The organism is Chitinophaga tropicalis, assembly GCF_009758205.1.
Classification (GTDB): domain Bacteria; phylum Bacteroidota; class Bacteroidia; order Chitinophagales; family Chitinophagaceae; genus Chitinophaga; species Chitinophaga tropicalis.
Genome location: NZ_WRXN01000004.1, coordinates 450,811 through 474,141, shown reverse-complemented (window position 1 = coordinate 474,141; position 23,331 = coordinate 450,811). Strand labels below are relative to the sequence as shown.

The following is a 23,331-nucleotide window of genomic DNA, read 5'->3' as shown; positions in this document are numbered from 1 at the left end:
GGGCATTATAACCGTTATCCTATACCCAACCGCCTGTTTATTTCTGTGATTTTAAATTCCGTGAGTTTGAACGGGTGTGCTCCGCTGCTGAAAATATAATCTTCCGTATTAAATCCAGCTTCCGGCGTAAACAGGAGATACAGGTATTTCATTGTTTCCGCAAAGAAATATACAGGCAGTTCATCCCGTTGTTTTTTAGACCTTACGTCAGAGATGGCTGCAAATGCTAATGGCGTTTTGCAGTATTGCAATATGGCGTTGTAATACTGTTTGCCCATTTCTGCATATACAGGTTCTTTGGTATAGTCGTACAGGTACCAGGCAGAGGCAATGATTTCCGGAGTAAGTTCATATTGTGCATAGGAAGCCTGTTGCTTACGGTAATCATATACCGCCGGTGCCAGCCCGTACCTGTTCCAAACGCCGTTCCAGGTACGCAGCAGTCTGGCAGCTGTTTCTGCGTCGTCATCCAGGCATAGCAATGCGGGCAGGGAGGCGTCTTCCTGCGTTACTACAGGGTTCAGTATTTCTCCTGAATACATCTCTGCGCGGCCATACCATAGGGCGGTATCATTTTCTGTCATATCGTATTTATGGGTAGCGGAAATACTTTTCTCCCATATCTGCTTTACTTCCGGGTCTTTGAACAGCAATGAGGTTTTGAATACAGATTCATAATATACACCGGTAACGCTGGTAGTGCTTTGCCAGTCGCCCGTTTCGCAATTAATTGTTTCTCCTACCAGGTCCAGCTTTGAGCGGCGTCCGTATATAGCCATTAAAGCCTTTTTGGCGGCCTGGTAATATACAGGGTCTTTTGTATAGTAACTAAGGATGCCCATTTCCAGCGTATAAGCTGCTGCTTCTGCTGTGCTTACGTTTTCTCCGCTGGTCTTTCCCGTTTTCAGGTTCACCCGGCAATAGGGAATACCTGTAGGTGTTTTGAATGCCTTCAATAGCCTGTCTCCCAGGTCCCGGGCTTTTGCCAGTACTGTTGGCTGATGAGTGCAGGAATACATGGATAGCAGGCTGCCCAGTATACGGGTGTTCATTTCATATGTTTTGACATACACATCCCTGTTAAAGTCACAGCTGTCCATGACATATCTTTCTATTTCCCTCGCCTGTTTCTGCAGTCCCATTATTTTAATAGTGCTATATGCGTTTACAGGCCCTATGGGAAGGGGCTGCTCATAACCGTCTGAAAAAGAGCGGGAGAGGGGAAGGAGCATATTATGGCCCCAGGCATATTTTCTGTAGGAGTCCCAGGAGCGGATAAATTCCTGTTTCACACTTTGAGACAGGGCTGCCGTCTGGGCTTGTATAGCATAGGAATAGACCATGGTCAGGGTAACCAGGATAGCTCGTTTCATTATTGGCTTAATTACGCCGCTAAATTAACAAATAGTGTATATTTTTTTAATGTATTATTCGGTGCAATACTACTGTAAGGTCAAACGCCACCATGATAACGTGGAAAAGAAAATCATATATCACATCATAACAGATGAGTTTTAAGGTGCCTTAAAAATACTACCTTTACGTCAGTACTCTCCATTTTTTCACCGATAGATTGTTCAGTATGCTACAGGTTACCCGAAAAAATGTAAGGATCAATCCTGATCTGAAAAAAGTGATCCCCCGTTTTTTTAATACCGGAAATGAACGTGCACTCATGATAGTGGAGAAAGTGAGCCGGATGACAGAAGAAGTGGCCGGCGCACTTCTGAACCAGGTATTACAGGAGTTTTGTTGCAGGTACAAGGATATTGAGCTCATATTTGAAGCGCACTTTGAACGTGTCTGTCCTCTGCTGTCAGACGGTATGCAGCTCTCCAGGGAAAAAAGATTTCTCATCGGCGCCTATTTCACAATGGAATATTCCATAGAAGCTGCAGCGCTCTTCAATCCCTCCGTTGTGGAAGCGCCTGACCAGTCCGGGCTTGCCGAAGGAGAGAAACGTATGGTGATCAGCCTCAGGGCTACAGGCGAAAGCCATATTTCATCTATCACTTTCAGGGAAGGTATACTGGATAAAGATTGTAATATCCGGATGATTGAACCCGATAAGTTTATAGAAGAAGGACTGATCACAGAGGAAAGACTGAATAACAAAAAGAAATTTGAACAGCAGCTTACCCAGCTCCGCCTGCCGGAAGATATACACTCCACCATCATTCATCAGCTTACAGATGAATTCACATATGAAGAGATGGATGTGGTGCTCAGGAACTCCCTGATAGATATAGAAAGGACGGCAGAGCGGGAAATGCTGAAACGCAGTGTGATGAAACTGGTGGATGCTACCTACGAGCTGCATTTCCCGGAAGATTCCAGCCTGTCGGAAAGGGTGATCTTCCCTGTCAGTTTCACAGAAAAGAATGGTATTGAAGATGCCCGCTTTGTAAGATTTACAGAGGATGATGGTTCTGTAATATACTATGCCACCTATACGGCATACGATGGCGTTTTCATCCTGCCCAAACTCATAGAAACAACAGATTTCTGCCATTTTAAGATCTCTCCTTTATATGGTAAAGCGGCAGTTAATAAGAACCTGGCACTTTTTCCCAGGCGTATTAACGGGAAATATGCCATGTTATCCCGTATAGACGGTGTCAACAATTATATTATGTTCTCTGACGATCTCCACCTCTGGGAAGAAGCGACATTACTGCAGGCACCGGTATATCCGTGGGAGTTTGTACAGATTGGTAACGGCGGCTCGCCCATTCTTACAGAAAAAGGCTGGCTGGTTATCACGCATGGAGTAGGACCTATGAGGAAATATTCCCTGGGCGCCAGCCTGTTTGACCTGGATAATCCATTAAAGGAAATTGGCCGGTTAGGTAAACCCCTGCTCATGCCTAATGAGGATGAGAGGAACGGGTATGTGCCGAATGTTGTTTATTCCTGTGGCGCCTGCGTACATGCCGGCCAGTTATTTCTTCCTTATGCAGTGTCCGATTATGCTTCCTCTTTTGCCACCATTCCGTTAAATGAACTGCTGGATGAGATACTGAGATCAACCCTTTAATATTCTTTCGTAGATAGAAAGATAATGCTCTACCATTCTACCCTGGCTGAAATGCTTCATAGCATGGTCCCGGCAGGAACGACGGCTGATGTGCTGTAACCTGTTAACAGCCGCTGCAGCATCTGTCGTTGTTGTCGCCAGGAAACCTGTTGTACCGTCCTGTACCAGTTCCTTCATAGACCCCCTGTTAAATGCAATGACGGGAGTGCCGCACATCATAGCTTCAGCCACGCTTAAGCCGAAAGGTTCGTTGAACAGGACGGGATGCAGCAGGGCTTTTGCATTCCCTAATATGCTGTTCCGTTCTTCAGGACCAACATTGCCTTTGTAGATAACGGATGAATTATCAATATGGGGAGCAACCTGTGTATCAAAGTAGGCCTGGTCCTGTATTAGTCCGCAAATGATCAGCTGTATACGTTGTTTCTTTGCGATCTCTATAGCCAGGTGAGTACCTTTTTCAGGATGTATCCTGCCAAAGCTTAACAGGTAATTTTCAGGGCTTTCAGTAAAAGTAAAGAGCTGTTCATTGATACCGTTGTAAACAGTATCTGTATAAGTAAGCCCGGGGTGGCGGTCACTGTTGCTGATAGAAACATACCAGCTGCTGGTATTGTATTTCTTATACACGGGTACAATAGCCTCAGAGGAGAACCCATGAATAGTTGTCAGCATGGGAGTGCGTATCAGCCTTGAATAGGTAAGCGGAAGGAAGTCGTAATGATTATGTATGAGATCAAATTCACCGGCACGTTCCATTATATGAGCAATATGCAGGCATTCCCATACCTTATGATCGCCGGGTTGCTCTCCCAGTGGCTTCTCGCGTACGGATGAAAGTTTTGCCCTGGTCAGTGAATCTCCTGTGGCAAACAGGGTAACGTCTGTCCCTCTGGCAGCAAGGCCTTCGGTGAGCACAGACGCTACCTGTTCCCAGGGGCCGTAATGTCTTGGAGGGGTTCTCCATGTAATAGGGGCCAGGATTGCGATCTTCATTTATCGAGCGTTTCACAGACAGCGAAATGAGAGATCCAGTAGGCAATAGTGCTTTCTGCCCCCTGGTTTTCGCTGACCCTGTCCTCTTGTAATCCGTCGGCACAGCCTCCTGTGCCTGCATCGTAGAGAGAAAGGCACAATATATTCCTGCCTGTAAACCATTGATAGCATTTGTTCATCTTCTCTGCAAATTCCCTGTTGCCGGTTACATAAAAAGCTTGTTGATAGAACAATACCAATGCCATTGCATCTACAGGCTGCTGGTCAAATAATGCCGCATCCTGGTTTTTCCGGTACCAGCCGTTGCTGCCTATGATACATAATATATCATTCCTGAACACTTTCGATTCCAGGAAAGCGCCTGATTCCAGCCCTGCTTTGAGATAGGGGGGATACTGGGTGACTTCATAGGCGTGTAATAATGCCAGTGGTATAATGGCATTGTCATAAGCCAGTATATCTTCAAACCATTTCCATTCGTTATCACTATAACGGGCATACTCTGTGATCAGCTTGTCTGCAAGATAAGAGACAGTTTCCCTTTTCCTGTTGTCAGGCGCATGCGTGATAAACCGGCATAGCCCGATCAGGCTGTTGGCAATGCCACGTAACGATACCAGTCCGTGTATATGCGGATAGGCCCTCATGAACAGTTCTTCCCCTGTCCTTTTATACTGCATGGAAGGGCCATCGCAGATAAGATAACCCAGTGCCATCAATGCTCTCCCGTAGGCGTCTTCTGAATTATCGTTTGGGATGATGGCCTTATTGTAGGACATGAAGTTATCAAAGTACCCGTCTTCCCGTTGCATGTAGTGTACAAAACTGAGATAGACAGGCATCAGCTTCAATATTCCGGGATACCGCCCCAGCTTCCAGGCAAAAATGGTAAGCAGCAATGCCCTTGCATTGTCATCTGTACAATAGCCTTCTTTACGGTTGGGAAGAGAGCGCAGGGCGTGCTGCATGACGCCTGTGGCATCAGTCAGACAGAGCAGGTGCTCCGGGTTAAAGACCGGCATGGCCAGTTTGCCGGAAGTAAATGTCGTGGCCGATAGTTTTTCAGGGTGTAACATGCTGATCATTTTGTTGTAAAAGAGGCGCCTGTTGCCTGATCATCTGTTGGAACAGCAGGGCGTGTTTACGGGCAACATTTTCCCAGAGAGTATCTCTTGTTTTCATGAAAGCAAGATTCCCCATATTGTTCCTTACCTGGTCATTGCCCAGCAGGTAGATAGCATTGGCCGCCATGGTTTTGTCGTCGCCGGTATTAATAATTATACCGGTCTCATCATCAAGCATTTCACGTGCCAGCACAAAATCGTTTGATATAATGGCGCAACCAGCGCTCATGGCATACAGGAATGTGCCGCTTACAGCCTGGTTGGGGTCCCTGGAAGTAAAGAGATAAATATCCGTCAGTGCCAGGTAAGACAGTAATTGTTCTGTGGGAATAAAGTCATTTACCAGGCGTACATTGTCATGAAGCTGGTATTCATTGATCAATCCCTGCAGGTATTCCCTGTAGGCCTCGCCTTCTGTTTCCACCAGGTTGGGATGTGTACGTCCCAGTATCAGGTAAATAGCTTCAGGGAACTGCGTTGCTATCCTGGTCATAGCCCTGATACCTGTTTCTATGCCTTTATTAGGGCTTAGCAGGCCAAAGGTGGTTAATATCTTCCTGTTTTCAAGATGGAAGGCTGCCCTGAGTGAAGCAGAGAACTGAGGAGGTATGAGATGGGTACCATGAGGAATGATCATCAGCTTATTTGCACTTATCCCATAGTGCTCAATAAGCAGGCGTTGAGAGTGCCTGGTCATCACTACCACTTTGTCTGCAAGCAGGCAGATGCTTTTTATCAGCTTCAGCCTTTCCGGATCAGGATCAGGCAGTACTGTATGAAAACGGATAATAAAAGGTTTATTCAGCAACGAGAGAAAGCCAAGTGCAAACTCTCCTATATTGCCGCCAAACAGGCCAAATTCATGCTCAACACAAACCAGCTTTACAGCAGGATGATTGTTAATAGCTTCAGCGCCGGCAATACAGGAATTCAGGCGGCAGCCGTCCATTACCATTGTAACAGGGGAAGTATATTTCCCTGCCTCGCTCTTTTTGTCCAGCGCGCATACGCGAATATCATACTCATTACGCAGCAATTGCTGTAAGGCATGGACCAGGTCGCCCGTAAAACTGGCAATCCCACATTTCCGCGGAGTATAAGTACCTACAAAAAGGATCTGGGGTTTCATCTCAGACATTTGCATCTCTTACCTTTTTACATGAATGAAAAACATACAACCTCTACAGGGATAAATAGAAAAGATTTCATTGGTTTCGGGAAGGGGAATAAGGGCTGTTGTTTTAGTAGTTGATAGCAGGTCTTCTAAAGTTAAGCTATTTTAACTATTTTCCGGCATAAAATAATAACCCAATGTCGAAACAAACCAGACGACAATTCCTTTCTGCAGCAGGCAAAACCGCGGCTGTTACCGGCATGGTCTCGCTGACAGGAGGCGCGGCTATGGCGGCACAAACGAAGAAGGTCTTCGTACACCACGTTTATTTCTGGCTCCATAATCCTGACAGCCAGGAAGACAGGAACAAACTGATAGCCGGATTGCAGAAGCTGGCCAAAGCAGCAAAGACCATACAGCAATGCCATATAGGCGTTCCCTCCACTACCAACCGCGATGTAATAGACCGTTCATATGCCGTTTCCTGGCTGTTGTTCTTTAAGAACAAAGCAGAACAGGACATTTATCAGACAGACCCGGCACATCTGAAGTTCATTGAAGAATGTTCTTCTTTATGGAAGAAAGTGATAGTATACGATTCCGAAGATATTTAACAGCAAAAAAAATGCGGATGGTTTTCACACCATCCGCATTAACCGTTCATCACTGTTGCGATCTATTATTGTTGCATGCCATCCATCATTCCCTGGTTACCCGCTCCTGAGCTCTTACGCTTAAACAGGCTTGCATCTACCTTACCGAAACGATAAGCAAAGTTCAGTTTGAACATCTGCGGGTTACGCAGGCGGGTATAATTCTGTGTGAAGTAAGCGCTGTAAGAATACTGGTCTGTGATCCTGCTCCTGAAAATATCGCTCACGCTCAATGTCACATTCAGTGCCTTGTTTTTCAGGAAACTCTTCTTCACCGCCAGGTCTATCCCGTAGAAAGAACGGATATAACCCTGGGAAGAACTTTGCGCCTGCATGTCAGGAGGCCCATCACCAAAACCTTTATTGGTATTTACCGGCAGGTTGGTTTTAGACTGGTAAGTAGCTGTCAGCTGAAGGTCAATAGCAGCCGGCAGGTTGAAGTTACTGTTCAGCTTACCGAACATGCTCCACAATGCTTCCTGGTTAGTTACAGCGGCAGTGCCTGTATTTACTTTTGAATTGTACAGGTTAATGTTGGTAGATACGTTCCACCATTTTGTCAGATAGTTCATAACAGTTATTTCCGCACCTGTGGTATAACTGCTGTTAGCGTTGATATAAGTGTTGATCAGCGCCGTATTTCCTGTTGCATCGTCAGTCTGCCGGTCTATATAACTGGTGATGGTATTGTCTGTATATTTATAATATGCAGATGCCAGTAATGTGTGATTACCCTTGAATGTTTTCAGGTAAGACAATTCTACAGAACGGGTGAACTCCGGTACCAGGTTAGGATTACCTTTTGTAATGTTCAGCCTGTCTGTGGAGTCGGCGAACGGTATCAGCTGGAAGAAATTCGGACGGTTAATACGCCGGGTAACACTCAGCTGTATCTCCTGGTCATGTTTGAATTTCTGGCTCAGGAAAACAGTAGGGAAAAGACTGGCAGAATAGGTATTGCTGAATTTCTGACCGGTCTGTATCAGCTCCCCGTTATATTCAGAGCTTTCCACCCGCAATCCCACTTTGTAACTGAAGTTATGTATGCTGTTGCTGAAGGAAGCATAGGCGGCATACACGCTCTCATTGTTCTTGTAGTTACTGCTGATGTTGGAGGTCAGAATATACTGGTCAGCCGCCTCATCAAACATATAGTTGAAGTTCCTGTTCTCAATATGACGGAAGGTGGCCCTTAAACCTGTTTCCAGTTTACCTTTGGCGCCCAGTGGTTTTACATAATCTGTCTGTGCGGTGATATGCCGCATTTTTCCGCTTCCGTCTATTTTCTGCAGTTCATTACCCGTTACGGCGCCACCTTTGATATTATAATAGTCAGTGTTATACAGTGAGTGGTTTGTATTGGTACCGCCAAAGTAGTTACCGTCTACTGTCAGTTCTTCTCCTTCTTTAGGGAAGAGATGTTTCAATCCCAGCACAAGACCGTTACCGTTGAAAGTACGGCTGCTGTTGGTTACCCTGCGGCTGAAAGCCGTGGAAGTGCCGCCGGAGAAAAGGCTGTCAGTGTCAATATCCAGGATGCTGCTGGGCTTGAAGCTGCCGTGTACCTTGATGCCGGATACAGACAGGGTGGTACGGTTGTTCATGAAGTAGTCCAGTCCCAGCCTGCCAAACAGGAAGCCGCCGTTATTTTTGCTGCTGTTCTGTTGTAGGGTATGGATAGCAGGATCAGCAGAAATATCGTTCCTGTCTGTTTTGCCGGTAGTACGGTCCTTCATCTGGTTGCCCATACCGCTGGCCGTAATGTTGAACTTACCCTGGCGGAGGTTGATATCACCACCTCCATTCAGTCCGCCGCGTTTGTCAACCCCGGCGCGTAAGTTACCATTATAGCCTGTTTTACGGTTCTTCTTCAGTACTATGTTCACAATACCTGCACCACCGCCTGAAGCGTCGTATTTGGCGCTGGGAGTGGTCATTACTTCCACACTTTCGATAGCGTCTGCAGGGATCTGGTCCAGCGTAAGTGTGGTAGGACGGCCATCAATATATAATTGCGGAGTGGCATTGCGCATGGTCATGTTTCCGTCAATATCAATGTTAACGGAAGGAACGTTCTTCATCACGTCCTGTGCCGTACCGCCGGCGCTGGAAATGTTCTGTTCCACGTTGAACACTTTCTTGTCCATATCCACCTTCATCAGTGGTTTGGCAGCGGTAACAGTTACTCCCTGCAGCTGACTGATATCGCTGGCCAGTTTGATGTTACCCAGGTCCTTGTCGAAGGAAGGCATAGTGCCCGGCGCTGGCTTTTTGGTGATGAAAGATATTGTTTGTGTATATGGCTTGAAACCGGTAGCAGTCACTTTCAGGACCAGCGGACCGAAAACCGGCAGCTCTTCCAGGCTGAAGTCGCCATTATTCTGAGTCATGGCTCCTTTTATCAATACTTCCTTTTTTACTCCGCTGGCAGAATCCATCCTGTTCTGAAAAACGATGACAGACGTATAGGGGAGCGGTTTACCCTCATTATCAAGTATTTTACCGTAAAGATGGCCTGCATTCAGTGTTTTTCCCGGGGGGGGAGCTCCTCCCGGAAATCCTCCGGGCGGCTGTGCATATACAGATACGGACAAGGTCAACATGGCAAGAAGCCAGATAATTTTTTGCATAAAATTCATTTCTGATAAAGCAAAACTAATTGTGGATTTCCATTATACATAGTCAAATGAGACGATGCCATAAAATAATGCGACGAAGCGGGCAAACAAGCTCAGGATCAGCTACTTGATAAGCTGACAGAGGGTTATCTGGCTCCGGTCAGTGCTGCAACGGCCTCCCGGTAGTTCTCACCTACCGGCAGCTCCATGGTGCCGATAAACACACTGTTCTTTCGGATAGCGGTAATATGGGACACTGCAATGATATACGATTTATGAATACGGATAAAGCGTGCCGGCGTCAGTTGCTCTTCCACCTGTTTCAGCGGCATTCTTGTTACTACAGGTTTGGCATTACCTGCCAGGTGTATCCGGATATAATCTTTCAGGGCTTCTATCCAGATAATGTCCGCAATGTTGATCTTCAGCAGGCTGTAGTCGGAATTCACAAAAAAGAACTCAGGAGGAGTGGCTGTAGCCGGCAGGGTACCGTTCTGCCTGAGCTGGAACAGCTCCCTGGCCTTGTTGCAGGACTTGATGAAACGCGGCAATGACACCGGTTTTACCAGGTAATCCGTAACATCCAGTTCAAATCCTTCCAGTGCGTATTTCTCATAGGCCGTGATCAGGATCACCATAGGTTTGCGGGAAAGGCTCTGTATAAACTGCAGGCCGGTAAGGCCGGGCATCTGTATATCAAGGAAGATCAGGTCAATAGAAGTTTCTTCCAATACCTTAATAGCCTCGAAAGCATCGGCACATTTAGCTACGAGCTCCAGGTAAGGTACCTGTCTGATATTGTCTTCCAGGAGGTCCAGCGCCAGCGGCTCATCATCGACAGCTATGCATCTTAATCTCATTGCGTTGTGTTTTTCTGGTTGTCTTTCTGGTTATTCCTGGTATTTATTGTGCTCAATGCAAATGTAACAGTAAAGATACCATAAACCAACCATCCTGTTTATTGATCAGCAATTGATAGTCGTCCCGGTACAACAGGTTCAACCGCCTTTTCACGTTTGTCAACCCTATTCCGGAAGTCTTATCCTTTATCTCTGCATACTCAGTGTTGTATTTATTCACTACAGAAAAGTGCAGTACTCCCTGTATAGCCCTTAATTCAATATTGATCCGGGCATCCTGTATCAGTCCTGTACCATGCTTAAAGGCATTTTCCACGAAAGGAATAAGCAGCATGGGCTCTATTTCATAACCGCTTTCCGGCAGTTCCATCCTCACATTTACCTGTACCTTGGCCCCGAAACGCTGCTGCTGAAGGTCAATATAACTCTGCAGATAATCGGTTTCCTTATCCAGTGGTACAGTATCTTCATCAGCCTCATACAACATATACCGCATCAGGGAAGACAATTTGATCAGGGACGGCTCCAGCTGATCTGACTGCTTCCTGGCCAGGGCCACCATATTGTTCAGTACGTTGAACATAAAGTGAGGGCTTACCTGCGATCTGAGAAGGGACAGCTCCGTTTTCAGGTTCTCATTCTCTTTTTCACTTGCCAGCCGGTCTGTCTCCATCTTATCCCTGATCATCCGCCAGGCAGTACTGCAGGACAGGAAAAAAAGCGTAGTGAAGAACGTGAAGAAGATAGTAGGCTTTATCTCAAATTTACGTGTAGTGATATAGTTTTCTATAAAGATCCACCTGAAGAATACCTGTACCGTAAAGAGAAGAAAAAGGGAAACCCCGTACCACCAGTATTTTTTTTTGTATACCAGCCTGGGTATCAGTATCTCTGCGTTGAGGTAAAAAAAGGCTGTCAGGAAGATAGCATTGATGATAAAATGTACATGCCATCTTTGCTCGTCAGGGTCCGGACGGGCATGCGCCGCATCGGGAGAAGGCTTTAACAGGTAAGGGAGGGAAAAAAGTGTGATCCATACTACTCCGTGGAGAACTATCTGAGCCCATCTTCTGGAATACCACGCCTGCCGTATATCATTTTGACTGATATTCATTGCTTATTTATACTAATGACTATCCAAAACAACCGAAAATATCTTTATTATCGTAAAATATTGAGATGAACACGGCTTTTTTGGCGGCAAACGTGTACTTTTTTTTATCTTGCTGTTGTTATTATAAACATATCCTAACCATAGAAATAAAATCTGACCACCTTCAGATACTCAGGGTAGCATCAAAATAACGGTATTAAAGACTATGATTGATCATGCGAACAACTGGCCCCGCAAGGTGATATCGGGACAGGATACAAAACAGGCAAAGGAAACAGCTTTTTAGAATATTTTAATAAACGCGTATCCCCATTAAAGTAAGATGAATAAACTTAACCGGGTGTGTATCGTTGATGATGATGAACTTTTTCAGTTCGTTATGAGGCAACATTTTGAACGTTTGGAACTGGCTGCGCATATTGATAAGTTCACCGACGGAGAACAGGCGCTCAATTATATCAAAAACCACATTAATGCAGAAGATGAATTGCCTGACCTTATCCTGCTGGACGTAAATATGCCTTATATGGACGGTTGGCAGTTTATGCGTGAGTTTGTACAACTATACCTCCCTAAACAGATCAAAATATATATCCTTACCAGTTCCACCCATGAAAGCGATCTGGGAATGGCAAAGGAATTTCCTACGCTGGCAGGTTATCTTGTAAAGCCAATTGGCAGGAATGTTATTCTCGAGATAGTGGAACGCGTAGGCACCGTATAAAAAAACATGCTTTCAACCGGTTGCAAAAGAAATGGGTTTCGCCTCGGCGAAACCCATTTCTTTTGAGAGAAGCCTGGCCGGAAATAAGATCAGCTAAATGACTGACGGATATCACTGTTCAGGTTTTGTGTTTGACAGACCTTTATGATATAAAGTTGTCAGATATGAAAATTGAACAGATCTATACCGGTTGTCTTGCCCACGGTGCCTATTACATAGAAAGCCACGGAGAAGCAGCTATCATAGACCCATTAAGGGAAGTGAAACCCTATATCAGGAAAGCAGAAGAGAATAATGCGTGGATAAAATTTGTGCTGGAAACCCATTTTCATGCAGACTTCGTATCAGGGCATGTAGACCTGGCCACCGCAACAGGGGCCATGATCGTATACGGACCTACGGCGCAGCCATCTTTTCCCGCTTATGTTGCTGCCGATGGAGAAGAACTTCGCCTGGGCGGCGCAAAGATCAGGATATTACATACCCCCGGCCATACAATGGAAAGTACCTGTTACCTGCTGATAGATGAAGAAGGCAGGGAAACCGCACTTTTTACAGGAGATACCCTTCTGATCGGGGATGTTGGCAGACCCGACCTGGCCCAGAAAGCAGCAGGTAAAACACAATACGAGCTGGCAGGTATCTTATACGATTCCCTCCGCAGCAAGATCATGTTCCAGCTGCCGGGAGACATTATCATCTACCCCGGGCATGGCGCTGGCAGCGCCTGTGGCAAGAACATGGCAAAAGAGACTAGAGACACGCTTGCACACCAGCTGACAACAAACTATGCACTCCGCACAAACATGACCCGCGATGCCTTTATAAGGGAAGTGACCGAAGGACTTACCCCGCCGCCTGCCTATTTCCCTATGAATGTCATGTTGAACAAACAGGGATATGAAAAAGCAGACGACGTAATGGCACGCAGCCTTCAGCCACTCACGGCCCAACAGTTCCAGGCGCTTGCACGGGAAACAGACGCCGTTATCCTGGATACCCGCGGGGCTGAAGAATTTGTGGAAGGGTTCATTCCGGGAGCCATCAACATTGGCCTGGATGGCAACTTTGCTCCATGGGCAGGCGCCCTCCTGCCTTTTGCAAAGCAGCCATTGCTGATAGTGACAGATCCGGGCAGGGAACAGGAAGTGATAGTAAGGCTCTCCAGGATAGGATATGACCAGGTGATAGGTTACCTGGACGGGGGCTTTGCGGCATGGATAGCCGGAGGAAACAAAACTGACAGGATACCCCATATTACAGCAGCAGCATTACAGCCTTTTACCCTGAAGGAAAAGATCAATGTGATAGACGTACGAAGAAGGAGCGAGTACAGTAATGAACATGTTCAAGGGGCTGTGAATATACCGCTGGATTATATTAATGAGAACATGCACTTGCTGAATAAGGATGATACGTACTATGTTCATTGCGCAGGAGGCTATCGTTCCGTGATCTTCCTTTCTATCCTGCGCTCCCGGGGGTATTATAATTTTATCGACGTGAGAGGCGGATTGAAGGCAATTAAAGATAATGGCCGGTTCCGGCTAACGGATTACCTGCGGCCAACTCCGATATTGTAAGGCTACGGGGCCGATCTGGCATGTGTGTTGTGCTACAGGTGGTAAAAACTGATATGAAAACATTCGGTATTATTCTGATCGTTATAGGTATTGCCATGATAGTAATACGCGGTTTCTCTGTTCAGACAGAAAAGAAAGTAGTAGACCTCGGCCCCGTAGAGGTCAACAAAAAAGAAAATCACTGGGTAGGCTGGCCCGTTTATGCAGGGGGAATTATTATCGTTGCAGGAATAGTGCTGGTATTGAACGGCAGGAAAAAATAAGCCTGCGGGAACGCCCTGAATAGTTATTTTTGCAGGCAAAAAGCTGGTATGCCTGAGATTTCAAACGATCATGTACATGTAGTAGTTGCCGAAAAAGGCGCGGAACTGCAAAGCATTGTCCGGAAGGACCTGAAGCTGGAATATCTTTGGAGCGCAGGCCCCGAATGGGCCAAGAAAAGCCCTGTGCTATTCCCGGTAGTAGGTACACTGAAGAACAACACTTACACATATAAAGGAGAAAGTTACACACTGGGCAGGCATGGATTTGCAAGGGACAGGGTGTTTACGCTCACCGCACAGACAGAGCATAAGCTCACATTCACCCTGACACATGACGAGGAATCCCTCAAAGTGTACCCCTTCCACTTCACCTTTCATGTAGTCTATACTTTGCACGGTACAACGCTGGACGTAACCTACATCGTTGAAAACACAGGCAAAGACGCCCTGCTTTTCTCAGTAGGCGCCCATCCGGCATTTAAAGTGCCACTGACAGATGGCCTCAGCTATGAAGACTACTACCTCCATTTTAACGTGGAAGAAAATGCCGGTCTCTGGCCCCTGTCAAACGACGGTCTGATAGAAGCTTCGCCCGAGCCTTACCTGGTGAAAACACATAAACTGCCTCTGAAAAAACAGCTCTTTTATAAAGATGCACTGGTTTTCAAAGGACTGGAATCCAATATCATTGACCTGAAAAGTGATAAATCACCACATGGCCTCAGCCTTCGCTACGACGGATTCCCCTATATGGGTATCTGGGCGGCAAAAGACGCTGATTTTGTGTGCATTGAACCCTGGTGTGGCATAGCGGATAGTGTGAACGCCACCGGAGTGCTGTCACATAAGGAAGGGATACAGCACCTGGCGGCCGGTAAACATTTTGAACGGTCCTGGTCGGTTAGGCTTTTTTAAAGGCCTTTCAATTACCTTTGTCATACTAAAGAAGTATTCACGGAAGCTAAATATCAGGAAGATGAATTTTAATCTGGACAAGATCCCCGCGCGTACGCAACAGCCCCGTACCAACGGTATTACAATGGTAACAGATAAAGGACTGAGCTTACAGGACGCCAAAGATTTCCTCTCAGTGGCCGCTCCCCATGTCGATATGGTGAAACTGGCCTTTGGAACAGCTTATGTAACGCCCAACCTGGATGAAAAGATAAAAGTCTATCAATCGTACAATATCCCTGTTTATTTCGGCGGATTGTTATTTGAAGCTTTCGTTATCCGTAACCAGTTTGACGACTACCTGGACATACTGAAGAAGTACAATGTTAACTACGTTGAAGTATCAGACGGGTCTCTTTCCATCCCCCATGCTGAAAAATGCGGTTATATTGAAAAACTTGCCAAACTGGGTACCGTTTTAAGTGAAGTGGGGTCAAAAGATAAAGACCGTGAGCATATTACGCCTCCCTACCGCTGGATAGAACTGATGAATGCAGAACTTTCTGCCGGCGCACAGTATATCATTGCAGAAGCAAGGGAAAATGGTACCGTAGGCCTTTACCGTGATTCAGGAGAAGTACGTGAAGGACTGGTACAGGAAATACTGACCAAAATTCCTGGTGAAAAGATCATCTGGGAAGCACCCCGTAAAGACCAGCAGCTTTATTTCCTTGACCTGATAGGTTGTAACGCCAACCTGGGAAATATTGCCTCTAATGAGGTGATCTCACTGGAAGCTATGAGGGTTGGTTTACGAGGGGATAGTTTCCATTTTTACCTTGACGGAGACAGCAAGTAACATCTTCTACCATAAAAAAGCGCTTTTGCATGCTGAATGCAAAAGCGCTTTTTTTGAATTTGATATATTATGCCAGTATCTTCTCTATTTCTTTCAATTCCTCCTCTGAAAACTGCACATTATTCAAAGAGCCAAGATTATTATCCAGCTGCTCTACAGAGCTGGCGCCTATCAGTACAGTAGTCACCCTTTCATCTTTCAGCAACCAGGCCAGCGCCATTTGCGCCAGTGATTGTCCACGCTTCTGCGCTATATCATTCAGTTGCCTGATCTGGTTCAGCCTTGCATCAGTAATATGTTCGGCTTTCAGGAACCCACTGGGTTTACTTGCCCTCGATCCTTCAGGAATACCTTTCAGGTAACGGTCTGTCAGCAGGCCTTGCGCCAGCGGAGAGAAAGGAATACATCCCACGCCGTTTTCTCCCAGTACATCCAGTAAACCACCCTCTACCCATCTTTCAAACATGGAATATTTAGGCTGATGGATCAGACAGGGAGTGCCCAGGGATTTTAATACCGCCAGTGCTGCCTTTGTCTGTTCTGCATTATAGTTGGAAAGGCCCACATATAATGCCTTACCCTGACGTACTACTGTATCCAATGCCCCCATTGTTTCTTCAATAGGGGTATTGGGATCAGGACGGTGTGAATAGAAAATATCTACATAATCCAGCTTCATACGCTTCAGGCTCTGATCAAGGCTGGAAAGCAGGTATTTGCGCGACCCCCAGTCGCCATATGGGCCCGGCCACATTAAATACCCCGCTTTTGTGGAGATGACCAGCTCATCCCGCAGGTGGCCTGTAAAGTCTTTACGTAATATGGAGCCAAAGTTCTCTTCCGCAGATCCGGGTACCGGCCCATAGTTATTGGCAAGGTCAAAGTGAGTGATGCCTCTGTCAAAAGCACGACGTACTATCTGCCGGCCGTTCTCGAAATTATCTATTGATCCGAAATTATGCCATAGACCCAGTGAAATAGCAGAGAGCCGGATACCGCTTTTGCCGCAGCGGTTATATAACATAGATTCATACCGGTTGCCGGCTGGAATATAAGCACTCATAATAATGGAATTATTTTGGGCGTCAAGATAGATGTTATTTGTCGTAAACAAAAAGGTAAAATCCGCAAACTGACAGGTGCAGTATCTCTGTAGTTTTATAGCAACATCAGAAAGTATATTCAAGTTGCGCTAGCCGACAGTATCAACCAAATTTTTGTATCCACTATATTCTAATTACTGCAACAATGAGCAATCAGTTTACCAACCTGAGATGGCCGGTTATTGCCATCCTGTTACTGTTGCCGTGCGTGCTCTGGGGACAGGTGAAAATTACAGGAACGGTGACAGACAAGAAAACTACAACTCCCATACCCGGCGTCGTCGTCCGGGAAAAAGGTACCAAACAGGGAGCTACCACGGATGAAAAAGGAAAATATTCACTGGAGCTAAGATCTCCCGATCCCGTTATAATAGTCAGTTATGTTGGCTACCAGACGCAGGAGCTTAAAGTAGGCAAACGTACAGATCTGGATGTCTTGCTGGAAGATGATGTAAAAGGACTGAATGACGTAGTGGTGATCGGTTACCAGGATATTCAGCGACGGCAAACCACTTCCGCCGTTTCCTCTGTTAAAGGAAAAGAAATTGAGAACACGCCTTATCCTACCTTCGACGCCATGCTGCAGGGTAGGGTGGCCGGCCTTTCTGTGCTGACCATTTCCGGCGAACCGGGAAGCAACAATATCGTTAACGTACGCGGCAGCAGCAGCGTTACACCTGGTGGTATCAGCGCCCCGCTCTATGTAATAGACGGCATTGTATTTAATGTGAACGACTTCCAGGACAGCTACGGTAATAATAACCCGCTGGCGGCTATCAACCCGAATGATATTGAATCTATAGACGTACTGAAAGATGCCTCTGCTTCTGCTATCTATGGCGCCAGGGCAGCTAATGGAGTGATCATCGTCAAAACAAAAAGAGCGAAAATAGGTTCTACTGATTTCCGCGTATCTGTATATGGTGGTATAGGGGGAAAGCCAGCCCTGAAGCCAATTATGACGGGTACAGCTGAAAGACGCTATAAAATGGAGCTGCTGCGTGATCTTGGTACTTACGATGGTAACGGAAATCTCAGCATGTTCCTGACAGACAGCCTCAATCCCGCCTTTAATAATAATACAGACTGGCAGGGACTTTTCCTGCAGAATGCGCTTATTAGCAATGTTGACGCCAGTGTAAGCGGAGCGGATGAAAAATATTCATACCGTATTGCCTTAAACAGGTATACAGAAGAAGGTGTAATGATAGGTTATGGTATACAGCGTATCACTCCAAGATTGTTCCTGTCTGTAAAGCCCAGCAAGAATGTAGAAGTATCGACAGACCTCTACATGGGCTTTGTGAAGGCAGAACATGGGGCGGGAGATCTGGGCTTCAGCCGCTATCCGTTTACGGCCTGGGGCTTCCCTTCTTCATTCTGGAAGATCACAGAAAAAGAAAAGGCAATCTATACAGGACGGTATGATGCGTTGAGAGACGATGACCGTACCACTACTGTGAATGGTAACACCCGCCTTATTATCAATATTATGCCGGGACTGACAATGAACAGCACACTGGCATATAATTTCAACACCAACCGAAGAGATTACTTCATTCCTTCCATTATCAACTTTGGCAGGAACGACGCAATCAGCCTGGTGTATGGTGACAGGCGTATGGAACAGGAGAACTACCTCGTATATACCAAAAAACTGAAAGACCATACTTTCACCGGCGTACTCGGACAGGGAGCAGAACACCTGGCCCGTAACCGTATCTACGCAAGGGGTAATGGTATTACCGTCGATGCCATCAAGACAATAGTAGGTGTGCCAGCAGGCGCTAATCTCACCGCTTCTTCGGCTTTCGACGAAAGAACACGTTTGTCTTTTTACGGCAGGTTAGGATATAACTATAAGCAACGTTATATGCTGCAGTTCGACTATCGCCGGGATGCTTCTTCCATATATAGCAAAAACAAACGCTGGGGGCAATTCCCCGCTATCTCTGCCGGCTGGATACTTTCTGATGAGCCGTTCATGGAATCACTGCGTAATACTGTTTCCTTCCTTAAATTCAGGGGAAGCTATGGTATTACGGGTTCCGATCCGGGTAATTACTATGCTCGCTATCTTAGCCTGATCACAGACGCCTCTTACAGTCGTTCCACACTGGATGCGGTATTATATGGCACAGATGTGATGACCACCTATAATGGTACCACCGTGGTTTATCCGAATTATTATGCAGCTGCGGCTGCTGCTAATATCTCCTGGGAAAGAAGCCCCCAGTATAATATTGGTGTTGATATGAACCTTATCAAAGATCGCGTTTCCCTGACGGCAGATTATTATGTACGTGATTCAAAGTCGAAGATCTTTGATGTGGCGGTACCTGTTACTACAGGGTATACTACAGTAAGTGATAACTTTGTAGACCTCCGCAATACGGGTGTAGAATTCACGCTCAATACTAATAATCTTTCTCCGAAGTCTGCTTTGCAATGGCGTACCAACTTTAATATTTCCATTAATAAGAACATGGTAACACGCCTGCCTGACGGTGGCCGTGACTTCAAATTCGGTCCGCCTTGGTTGCAACGTTCTCTCAGTATTGGGCAGCCGCTCTTCACCTTCCAGGTATGGGAAGTGAACGGTGTATATGCTACCGATGCAGATGTTCCTGTCGATCCTAAAACAGGCAAACGTATTACATGGCAGGGTGGAAGTGAGTTTTCTGCAGGAGATCCTGCACGTAAAGATCAGAATGGTGATTATAACATAGATGACCTGGATAAGGTGAATATGGGCGATCCAAATCCCAAAGTGACCGGTGGTATTACCAACAGCTTTGCCTGGAAAGGTATCACCCTGGATGTGCTCTGCACCTTTATTACCGGTCGTAAATTATGGAATGGTTATCTGTCAGATAAGCTTCAGGATGCCGGTTCTTCAGACCCTTATGGACTCTGGGGACCTCGTTCAGGACCAGCATCTGACTTTGGTGCAGGTGTAGATTTCTGGCGTAAGCCGGGGGATCATGCCAGCTATCCTTCACTGGTCACCAATCGTGTCGACAAATGGCATATAGCTCAATCCTTCTTTGTAGAAGATGCCAGTTTCTTCCGCGTTAAGAATATCCGCCTGGGATATACATTGCCACGTCAGTGGACAAGCCGTTTCAAGCTGAAAGCGGTCCGCTTCTATGGTATCCTGGACAACGTGTGGGTGCTGTCCAATGCCACCGTGCCTGACCCGGAAGCCGTGCAGGTAGATGGCTACAGCTCAGGCAACGACTATCCCATTCCCAAGAAAGCAACCATTGGTCTTGAAGTAAACTTCTGATTACTATGAAACGATATACAATTATCCTCTGCATATTTTTACTTTCTTCCTGCAGCAAGTGGCTGGATAAGGAACCTGTGAGCATGATCACAGACGTTAACTTCTGGAAGAACCAGACAGAAGCTGACGCTGGTGTGGCAGGAGCTTATGCGCTTGTACGCAAAGCTCTGAACGATGCTGACGGCCTCACACATTTTGCTTACGGAGATCTGCCTTCCGACGAATTGCTGGGTAGCAATATACAGGATGCAGACCTGAAAGCAGCAGCTACCGTTGACTGGGCCCTGCCTGTCACCGCCGCTGCAACATGGCGTTACATGATGAAGTTGCGCCGGTACGATAATTTCTACCGAATTATTGACCAGGCCAACCGTTGTCTGAAATTTATTCCCACTGTTCCACTCAGTGAGTATACTTCTTCCTCTCCTGAGACCACCCGTGATGCTTTTCTGGGAGAGGCATATTTTCTTCGCGCCTTTGCATACTTCTATATGGCGCGTATCTGGGGGGATGTGCCATTGGTACTGGAAACACAGGACAACCTGATTGATGCTATCAATATTCCCCGTACACCACAGAAAGATATATTAGCGCAATGTCAGGCAGATATTGATATGGCACTTAAACTGCTGCCCTGGCAAACATCCAATCCGCAGGACAGGGCTATCCGGGTTTCCCGTGGGGCTGCATTTGCACTCATGGCACATATGTATGCCTGGGCAGGAGAATATGCAAAAGTTATTCCTGCTGCTGATTCCGTAATAGAAAAAGGAGGTTATTCACTGGTAGACCGCCATAACTGGCTCAGTATATGGGAAGGTAAATCATCAGAAGGTGTTTTCGAAATAGCGCAGAGTAGGGAGACAGAAGGCATAGGTGATGGCATTGCATTCAGGACGCTCAAAAAGCCTTATCTCAGTACTGTAAGCGGTAACGCGGTCTTTACACTCAATCCTACAACACTGAATACCCTGTATGCAGATACGAATGATCTGCGTGTGAAGAATGGCTTTGCCTTCATGAGCACTACAGACCCTATCTGTATTAAGTACTCTGATATTACCTACGCTTTACCGGAACAGACAGGACCTATTGCTCATTACAATATTGTAGTATTCCGGTTGGCTGATATCATGCTCCTAAAAGCAGAAGCTCTGGCAGCTACCAATGCTTATGGCGATGCCCGCGCTATCCTGGACCAGGTCAGGGGTGCCGCTGGTATAGATTCATGGACAGGTGCAGACACAGATCTCTTTGAAGCTATCATTGACGAAAGAGGGAGGGAACTTTTCATGGAAGGCCACCGTTTCTTTGATCTTATAAGGCTGGCCCGCGTCAAAGGCATCTTACGCTTTGATAATATTAATGGGGCTGATTTCCAACGGGGCAAGTACTATTGGCCGGTTGATCCTGTTTTAATGAACCTGAACTCAAGACTGCAGCAAACAAGCTTCTGGAGTGATAAACTTTAATCTTATGCGTCATTATAAATTATTTGTCATCGGTCTGCTATTAATGGCCGCATGCAAAAAAACAGATTACCTGACAGACGGAGGAACACATGATCCTAAAACCCCATTGTCAGTACATGAATACCTTGAGCAACATCCTTATAAAATGTTTGATAGTGTACTGACCATTATAGATCATTATCAGCTACAGGAAGAATTAGATCAGACAGGTACTGTATTCGCACCAACAGATTATTCTGTCAGAGAGTATATGCTGCTGAGAAGGACAGAAAAACGTATGAAGGATGAAAATGCGGTTTATACAATGGACAGTCTTTTCAGTGAGCTGACAGCAGATTCCGTACGCCAGTACCTGTTCTCCGAAAAACTACCCGTGAGTAGTTTCAAAGATGAACAACCGCACCTGTATGACAATGCAGCTGGCATTAGCTGTGCTGTGAAGAAAGAACTACACACAGGCGATGGGGTTAATGAATGGTCATCCTATCCTGTATATTACCTGTACTATATTAAGATCAGGGGAGATCTGGATGCGCCCGGCGTTACGCCTCCTCTGGGTGAAGAAGACATCAGCGTATTATGTCAGACCACAGGTATTGAAACGAAGTCCGGCAACGGCCCGCTGTTGCATGTGCTGAACAACAGGCATGTTTTTGCAAGATTCTAAACTTTCACACAATGCACTTACGATATTTATTTCTCATATTGGCGGCATGTACCATCCTGTTCTGCTGCCAGAAAACAGAAGAAGGATTCCTGAGCGATAAGCTGGCGTATCGTCCTAACCCATTCATTGCAGGGCAGGGTATTGTTTCTGTATCCAAGCCACTGGATGGAGATGGATCTACCATGCCCCTTTATGTAAAATTACTGGAGATACGCAGCCTTAAAACGGGCTTGCCGCTGGATAGTGAACAGCTTAAATCACGGGAGGCATTGGGGTACCTGGCAGCTGTTTCTATTACTGATACATCCCTGGAAATGCTGAACAAGAAAATATCTAAAACGATGGTGAGGCCTTTCGAGGTCAATAATATAGGTGGACGAATAGAACTTTCTGCCACATCCGTAGCATTGGATACTGGTAATTATACTATAGATATAGAAGTATCTAATGTCAGAGGAAAGAAAGTGATCAAAGATGCCTGCACTGTCAGGCTGCTTCCCAAGATCTATTATGAAATAAAATCTACAGCTCTCACTACATCCACTGCCGGTGCAGAGACTGATTTTCAGGCAATACCCGGTGGATTGGGGATTACTATAGACAGAATTGCCGATGGCCCCAATAAGATCATCATCAGATTCCTGGATAAGAATGGTGTACCTTTCAATCCTGCTGTGGGAGATGTGATCAAACGCGGTGACCGGCCGGACTTTGCCACTTATGATCCTTACTATCCGCAAGAGAAGACAGATACAGCGCTTGTATTCCAATACCCGTCAACGCCACAGTTCCCGGTTTATAAAGTACCTGGCTTTGAATACCTGAGTTATTACAGGATACCATATACAAAAAACAGCACAGGAAGGAACGTCAATGTTACCTTTTCGGTGTTGCTGAACGACACGGGGACGTGGATCTACACACTTCGTATACCCACAGTAGCTAAATTATAAGTTGGATA

General features: G+C 46.1%; 19 protein-coding genes. 11 read left to right on the top strand and 8 right to left on the bottom strand.

What is annotated here, in order from left to right:
* Nucleotides 1-14 precede the first annotated feature (14 nt).
* On the bottom strand, nt 15-1,373 hold the full coding sequence (locus tag GO493_RS12255; RefSeq protein ID WP_157306452.1) for a glycoside hydrolase family 47 protein: 1,359 nt from the start codon (nt 1,371-1,373) through the stop codon (nt 15-17).
* Between the two features lie 209 nt (nt 1,374-1,582).
* Here GO493_RS12255 and GO493_RS12250 point away from each other — a divergent pair, with 209 nt between their 5' ends.
* Nucleotides 1,583-3,037, top strand: coding sequence for a glycoside hydrolase family 130 protein (locus GO493_RS12250; protein WP_157306451.1), 1,455 nt, complete (start codon nt 1,583-1,585; stop codon nt 3,035-3,037).
* Here GO493_RS12250 and GO493_RS12245 read toward each other — a convergent pair.
* From GO493_RS12245 to GO493_RS12235, 3 genes are read right to left on the bottom strand one after another with little or no spacing between them, the layout of a single operon-like run.
* Nucleotides 3,026-4,033 carry a glycosyltransferase family 4 protein gene (locus GO493_RS12245; RefSeq protein ID WP_157306450.1) on the bottom strand — a complete coding sequence of 336 codons (1,008 nt, stop codon included), beginning with the start codon at nt 4,031-4,033 and terminating at the stop codon, nt 3,026-3,028. The genes GO493_RS12250 and GO493_RS12245 overlap by 12 nt on opposite strands.
* Nucleotides 4,030-5,109, bottom strand: a complete 1,080-nt coding sequence (locus GO493_RS12240) for a glycosyltransferase (RefSeq protein WP_157306449.1) — start codon at nt 5,107-5,109, stop codon at nt 4,030-4,032. Before GO493_RS12240 ends, GO493_RS12245 begins: the two co-directional genes overlap by 4 nt.
* Nucleotides 5,096-6,295, bottom strand: a complete 1,200-nt coding sequence (locus GO493_RS12235; protein ID WP_232538820.1) for a glycosyltransferase — start codon at nt 6,293-6,295, stop codon at nt 5,096-5,098. Before GO493_RS12235 ends, GO493_RS12240 begins: the two co-directional genes overlap by 14 nt.
* Nucleotides 6,296-6,468: 173 nt before the next feature.
* Between GO493_RS12235 and GO493_RS12230 the strand changes: the two genes are divergently transcribed.
* Complete coding sequence (locus GO493_RS12230; protein ID WP_157306447.1) at nt 6,469-6,885, top strand: Dabb family protein; 417 nt, start codon at nt 6,469-6,471, stop codon at nt 6,883-6,885.
* Nucleotides 6,886-6,950: 65 nt separating this feature from the next.
* Here GO493_RS12230 and GO493_RS12225 read toward each other — a convergent pair whose 3' ends face one another.
* The 3 genes from GO493_RS12225 to GO493_RS12215 form a co-directional block, all read right to left on the bottom strand.
* Nucleotides 6,951-9,554, bottom strand: a complete 2,604-nt coding sequence (locus GO493_RS12225; protein WP_157306446.1) for a TonB-dependent receptor — start codon at nt 9,552-9,554, stop codon at nt 6,951-6,953.
* Nucleotides 9,555-9,688: 134 nt separating this feature from the next.
* The gene (locus GO493_RS12220) at nt 9,689-10,402 is read right to left on the bottom strand and encodes a LytR/AlgR family response regulator transcription factor (RefSeq protein WP_157306445.1); all 714 of its coding nucleotides are present in this window, start codon (nt 10,400-10,402) and stop codon (nt 9,689-9,691) included.
* A gap of 52 nt (nt 10,403-10,454) precedes the next feature.
* A complete protein-coding gene (locus GO493_RS12215; RefSeq protein ID WP_157306444.1) occupies nt 10,455-11,516 on the bottom strand; it encodes a sensor histidine kinase in 1,062 nt (353 codons plus the stop codon).
* 322 nt (nt 11,517-11,838) lie between these two features.
* On the opposite strand from GO493_RS12215, the gene GO493_RS12210 reads away from it, so the two are divergent.
* The 5 genes from GO493_RS12210 (at nt 11,839) to GO493_RS12190 (ending at nt 15,839) form a co-directional block, all read left to right on the top strand.
* Nucleotides 11,839-12,240: a response regulator gene (locus GO493_RS12210; protein WP_157306443.1), complete on the top strand. Its 402-nt coding sequence runs from the start codon at nt 11,839-11,841 to the stop codon at nt 12,238-12,240.
* A gap of 164 nt (nt 12,241-12,404) precedes the next feature.
* Nucleotides 12,405-13,823 carry an MBL fold metallo-hydrolase gene (locus tag GO493_RS12205; protein ID WP_157306442.1) on the top strand — a complete coding sequence of 473 codons (1,419 nt, stop codon included), beginning with the start codon at nt 12,405-12,407 and terminating at the stop codon, nt 13,821-13,823.
* 53 nt (nt 13,824-13,876) lie between these two features.
* Nucleotides 13,877-14,086 carry a hypothetical protein gene (locus tag GO493_RS12200; protein WP_157306441.1) on the top strand — a complete coding sequence of 70 codons (210 nt, stop codon included), beginning with the start codon at nt 13,877-13,879 and terminating at the stop codon, nt 14,084-14,086.
* 48 nt (nt 14,087-14,134) lie between these two features.
* Nucleotides 14,135-15,001, top strand: coding sequence for an aldose 1-epimerase family protein (locus GO493_RS12195; RefSeq protein ID WP_157306440.1), 867 nt, complete (start codon nt 14,135-14,137; stop codon nt 14,999-15,001).
* Nucleotides 15,002-15,062: 61 nt separating this feature from the next.
* Nucleotides 15,063-15,839 carry a phosphosulfolactate synthase gene (locus tag GO493_RS12190; RefSeq protein ID WP_157306439.1) on the top strand — a complete coding sequence of 259 codons (777 nt, stop codon included), beginning with the start codon at nt 15,063-15,065 and terminating at the stop codon, nt 15,837-15,839.
* A gap of 67 nt (nt 15,840-15,906) precedes the next feature.
* Here the strand turns inward: GO493_RS12190 and mgrA are convergent, their stop codons facing one another.
* Entirely contained in the window at nt 15,907-16,902 is a 996-nt protein-coding gene (gene mgrA / locus GO493_RS12185; protein ID WP_157306438.1) for an L-glyceraldehyde 3-phosphate reductase, read from the bottom strand.
* A gap of 185 nt (nt 16,903-17,087) precedes the next feature.
* Between mgrA and GO493_RS12180 the strand changes: the two genes are divergently transcribed.
* The 4 genes from GO493_RS12180 to GO493_RS12165 are packed head-to-tail and all read left to right on the top strand — an operon-like array spanning nt 17,088 to nt 23,323.
* Nucleotides 17,088-20,231 carry a SusC/RagA family TonB-linked outer membrane protein gene (locus GO493_RS12180; protein ID WP_157306437.1) on the top strand — a complete coding sequence of 1,048 codons (3,144 nt, stop codon included), beginning with the start codon at nt 17,088-17,090 and terminating at the stop codon, nt 20,229-20,231.
* Between the two features lie 5 nt (nt 20,232-20,236).
* The gene (locus tag GO493_RS12175; protein ID WP_157306436.1) at nt 20,237-21,703 is read left to right on the top strand and encodes a RagB/SusD family nutrient uptake outer membrane protein; all 1,467 of its coding nucleotides are present in this window, start codon (nt 20,237-20,239) and stop codon (nt 21,701-21,703) included.
* Between the two features lie 4 nt (nt 21,704-21,707).
* Complete coding sequence (locus GO493_RS12170) at nt 21,708-22,370, top strand: hypothetical protein (protein ID WP_157306435.1); 663 nt, start codon at nt 21,708-21,710, stop codon at nt 22,368-22,370.
* An 11-nt stretch (nt 22,371-22,381) separates the two neighbouring features.
* A complete protein-coding gene (locus GO493_RS12165) occupies nt 22,382-23,323 on the top strand; it encodes a hypothetical protein (protein WP_157306434.1) in 942 nt (313 codons plus the stop codon).
* Nucleotides 23,324-23,331 lie beyond the last annotated feature (8 nt).

Bases quoted from the DNA above. Each gene is read 5' to 3' on its own strand.
- GO493_RS12255 (WP_157306452.1), bottom strand. From the start codon at position 1,373: ATGAAACGAGCTATCCTGGTTACCCTGACCATGGTCTATTCCTATGCT.
- GO493_RS12250 (WP_157306451.1), top strand. From the start codon at position 1,583: ATGCTACAGGTTACCCGAAAAAATGTAAGGATCAATCCTGATCTGAAA.
- GO493_RS12245 (WP_157306450.1), bottom strand. From the start codon at position 4,033: ATGAAGATCGCAATCCTGGCCCCTATTACATGGAGAACCCCTCCAAGA.
- GO493_RS12240 (WP_157306449.1), bottom strand. From the start codon at position 5,109: ATGTTACACCCTGAAAAACTATCGGCCACGACATTTACTTCCGGCAAA.
- GO493_RS12235 (WP_232538820.1), bottom strand. From the start codon at position 6,295: ATGTCTGAGATGAAACCCCAGATCCTTTTTGTAGGTACTTATACTCCG.
- GO493_RS12230 (WP_157306447.1), top strand. From the start codon at position 6,469: ATGTCGAAACAAACCAGACGACAATTCCTTTCTGCAGCAGGCAAAACC.
- GO493_RS12225 (WP_157306446.1), bottom strand. From the start codon at position 9,554: ATGCAAAAAATTATCTGGCTTCTTGCCATGTTGACCTTGTCCGTATCT.
- GO493_RS12220 (WP_157306445.1), bottom strand. From the start codon at position 10,402: ATGAGATTAAGATGCATAGCTGTCGATGATGAGCCGCTGGCGCTGGAC.
- GO493_RS12215 (WP_157306444.1), bottom strand. From the start codon at position 11,516: ATGAATATCAGTCAAAATGATATACGGCAGGCGTGGTATTCCAGAAGA.
- GO493_RS12210 (WP_157306443.1), top strand. From the start codon at position 11,839: ATGAATAAACTTAACCGGGTGTGTATCGTTGATGATGATGAACTTTTT.
- GO493_RS12205 (WP_157306442.1), top strand. From the start codon at position 12,405: ATGAAAATTGAACAGATCTATACCGGTTGTCTTGCCCACGGTGCCTAT.
- GO493_RS12200 (WP_157306441.1), top strand. From the start codon at position 13,877: ATGAAAACATTCGGTATTATTCTGATCGTTATAGGTATTGCCATGATA.
- GO493_RS12195 (WP_157306440.1), top strand. From the start codon at position 14,135: ATGCCTGAGATTTCAAACGATCATGTACATGTAGTAGTTGCCGAAAAA.
- GO493_RS12190 (WP_157306439.1), top strand. From the start codon at position 15,063: ATGAATTTTAATCTGGACAAGATCCCCGCGCGTACGCAACAGCCCCGT.
- mgrA (WP_157306438.1), bottom strand. From the start codon at position 16,902: ATGAGTGCTTATATTCCAGCCGGCAACCGGTATGAATCTATGTTATAT.
- GO493_RS12180 (WP_157306437.1), top strand. From the start codon at position 17,088: ATGAGCAATCAGTTTACCAACCTGAGATGGCCGGTTATTGCCATCCTG.
- GO493_RS12175 (WP_157306436.1), top strand. From the start codon at position 20,237: ATGAAACGATATACAATTATCCTCTGCATATTTTTACTTTCTTCCTGC.
- GO493_RS12170 (WP_157306435.1), top strand. From the start codon at position 21,708: ATGCGTCATTATAAATTATTTGTCATCGGTCTGCTATTAATGGCCGCA.
- GO493_RS12165 (WP_157306434.1), top strand. From the start codon at position 22,382: ATGCACTTACGATATTTATTTCTCATATTGGCGGCATGTACCATCCTG.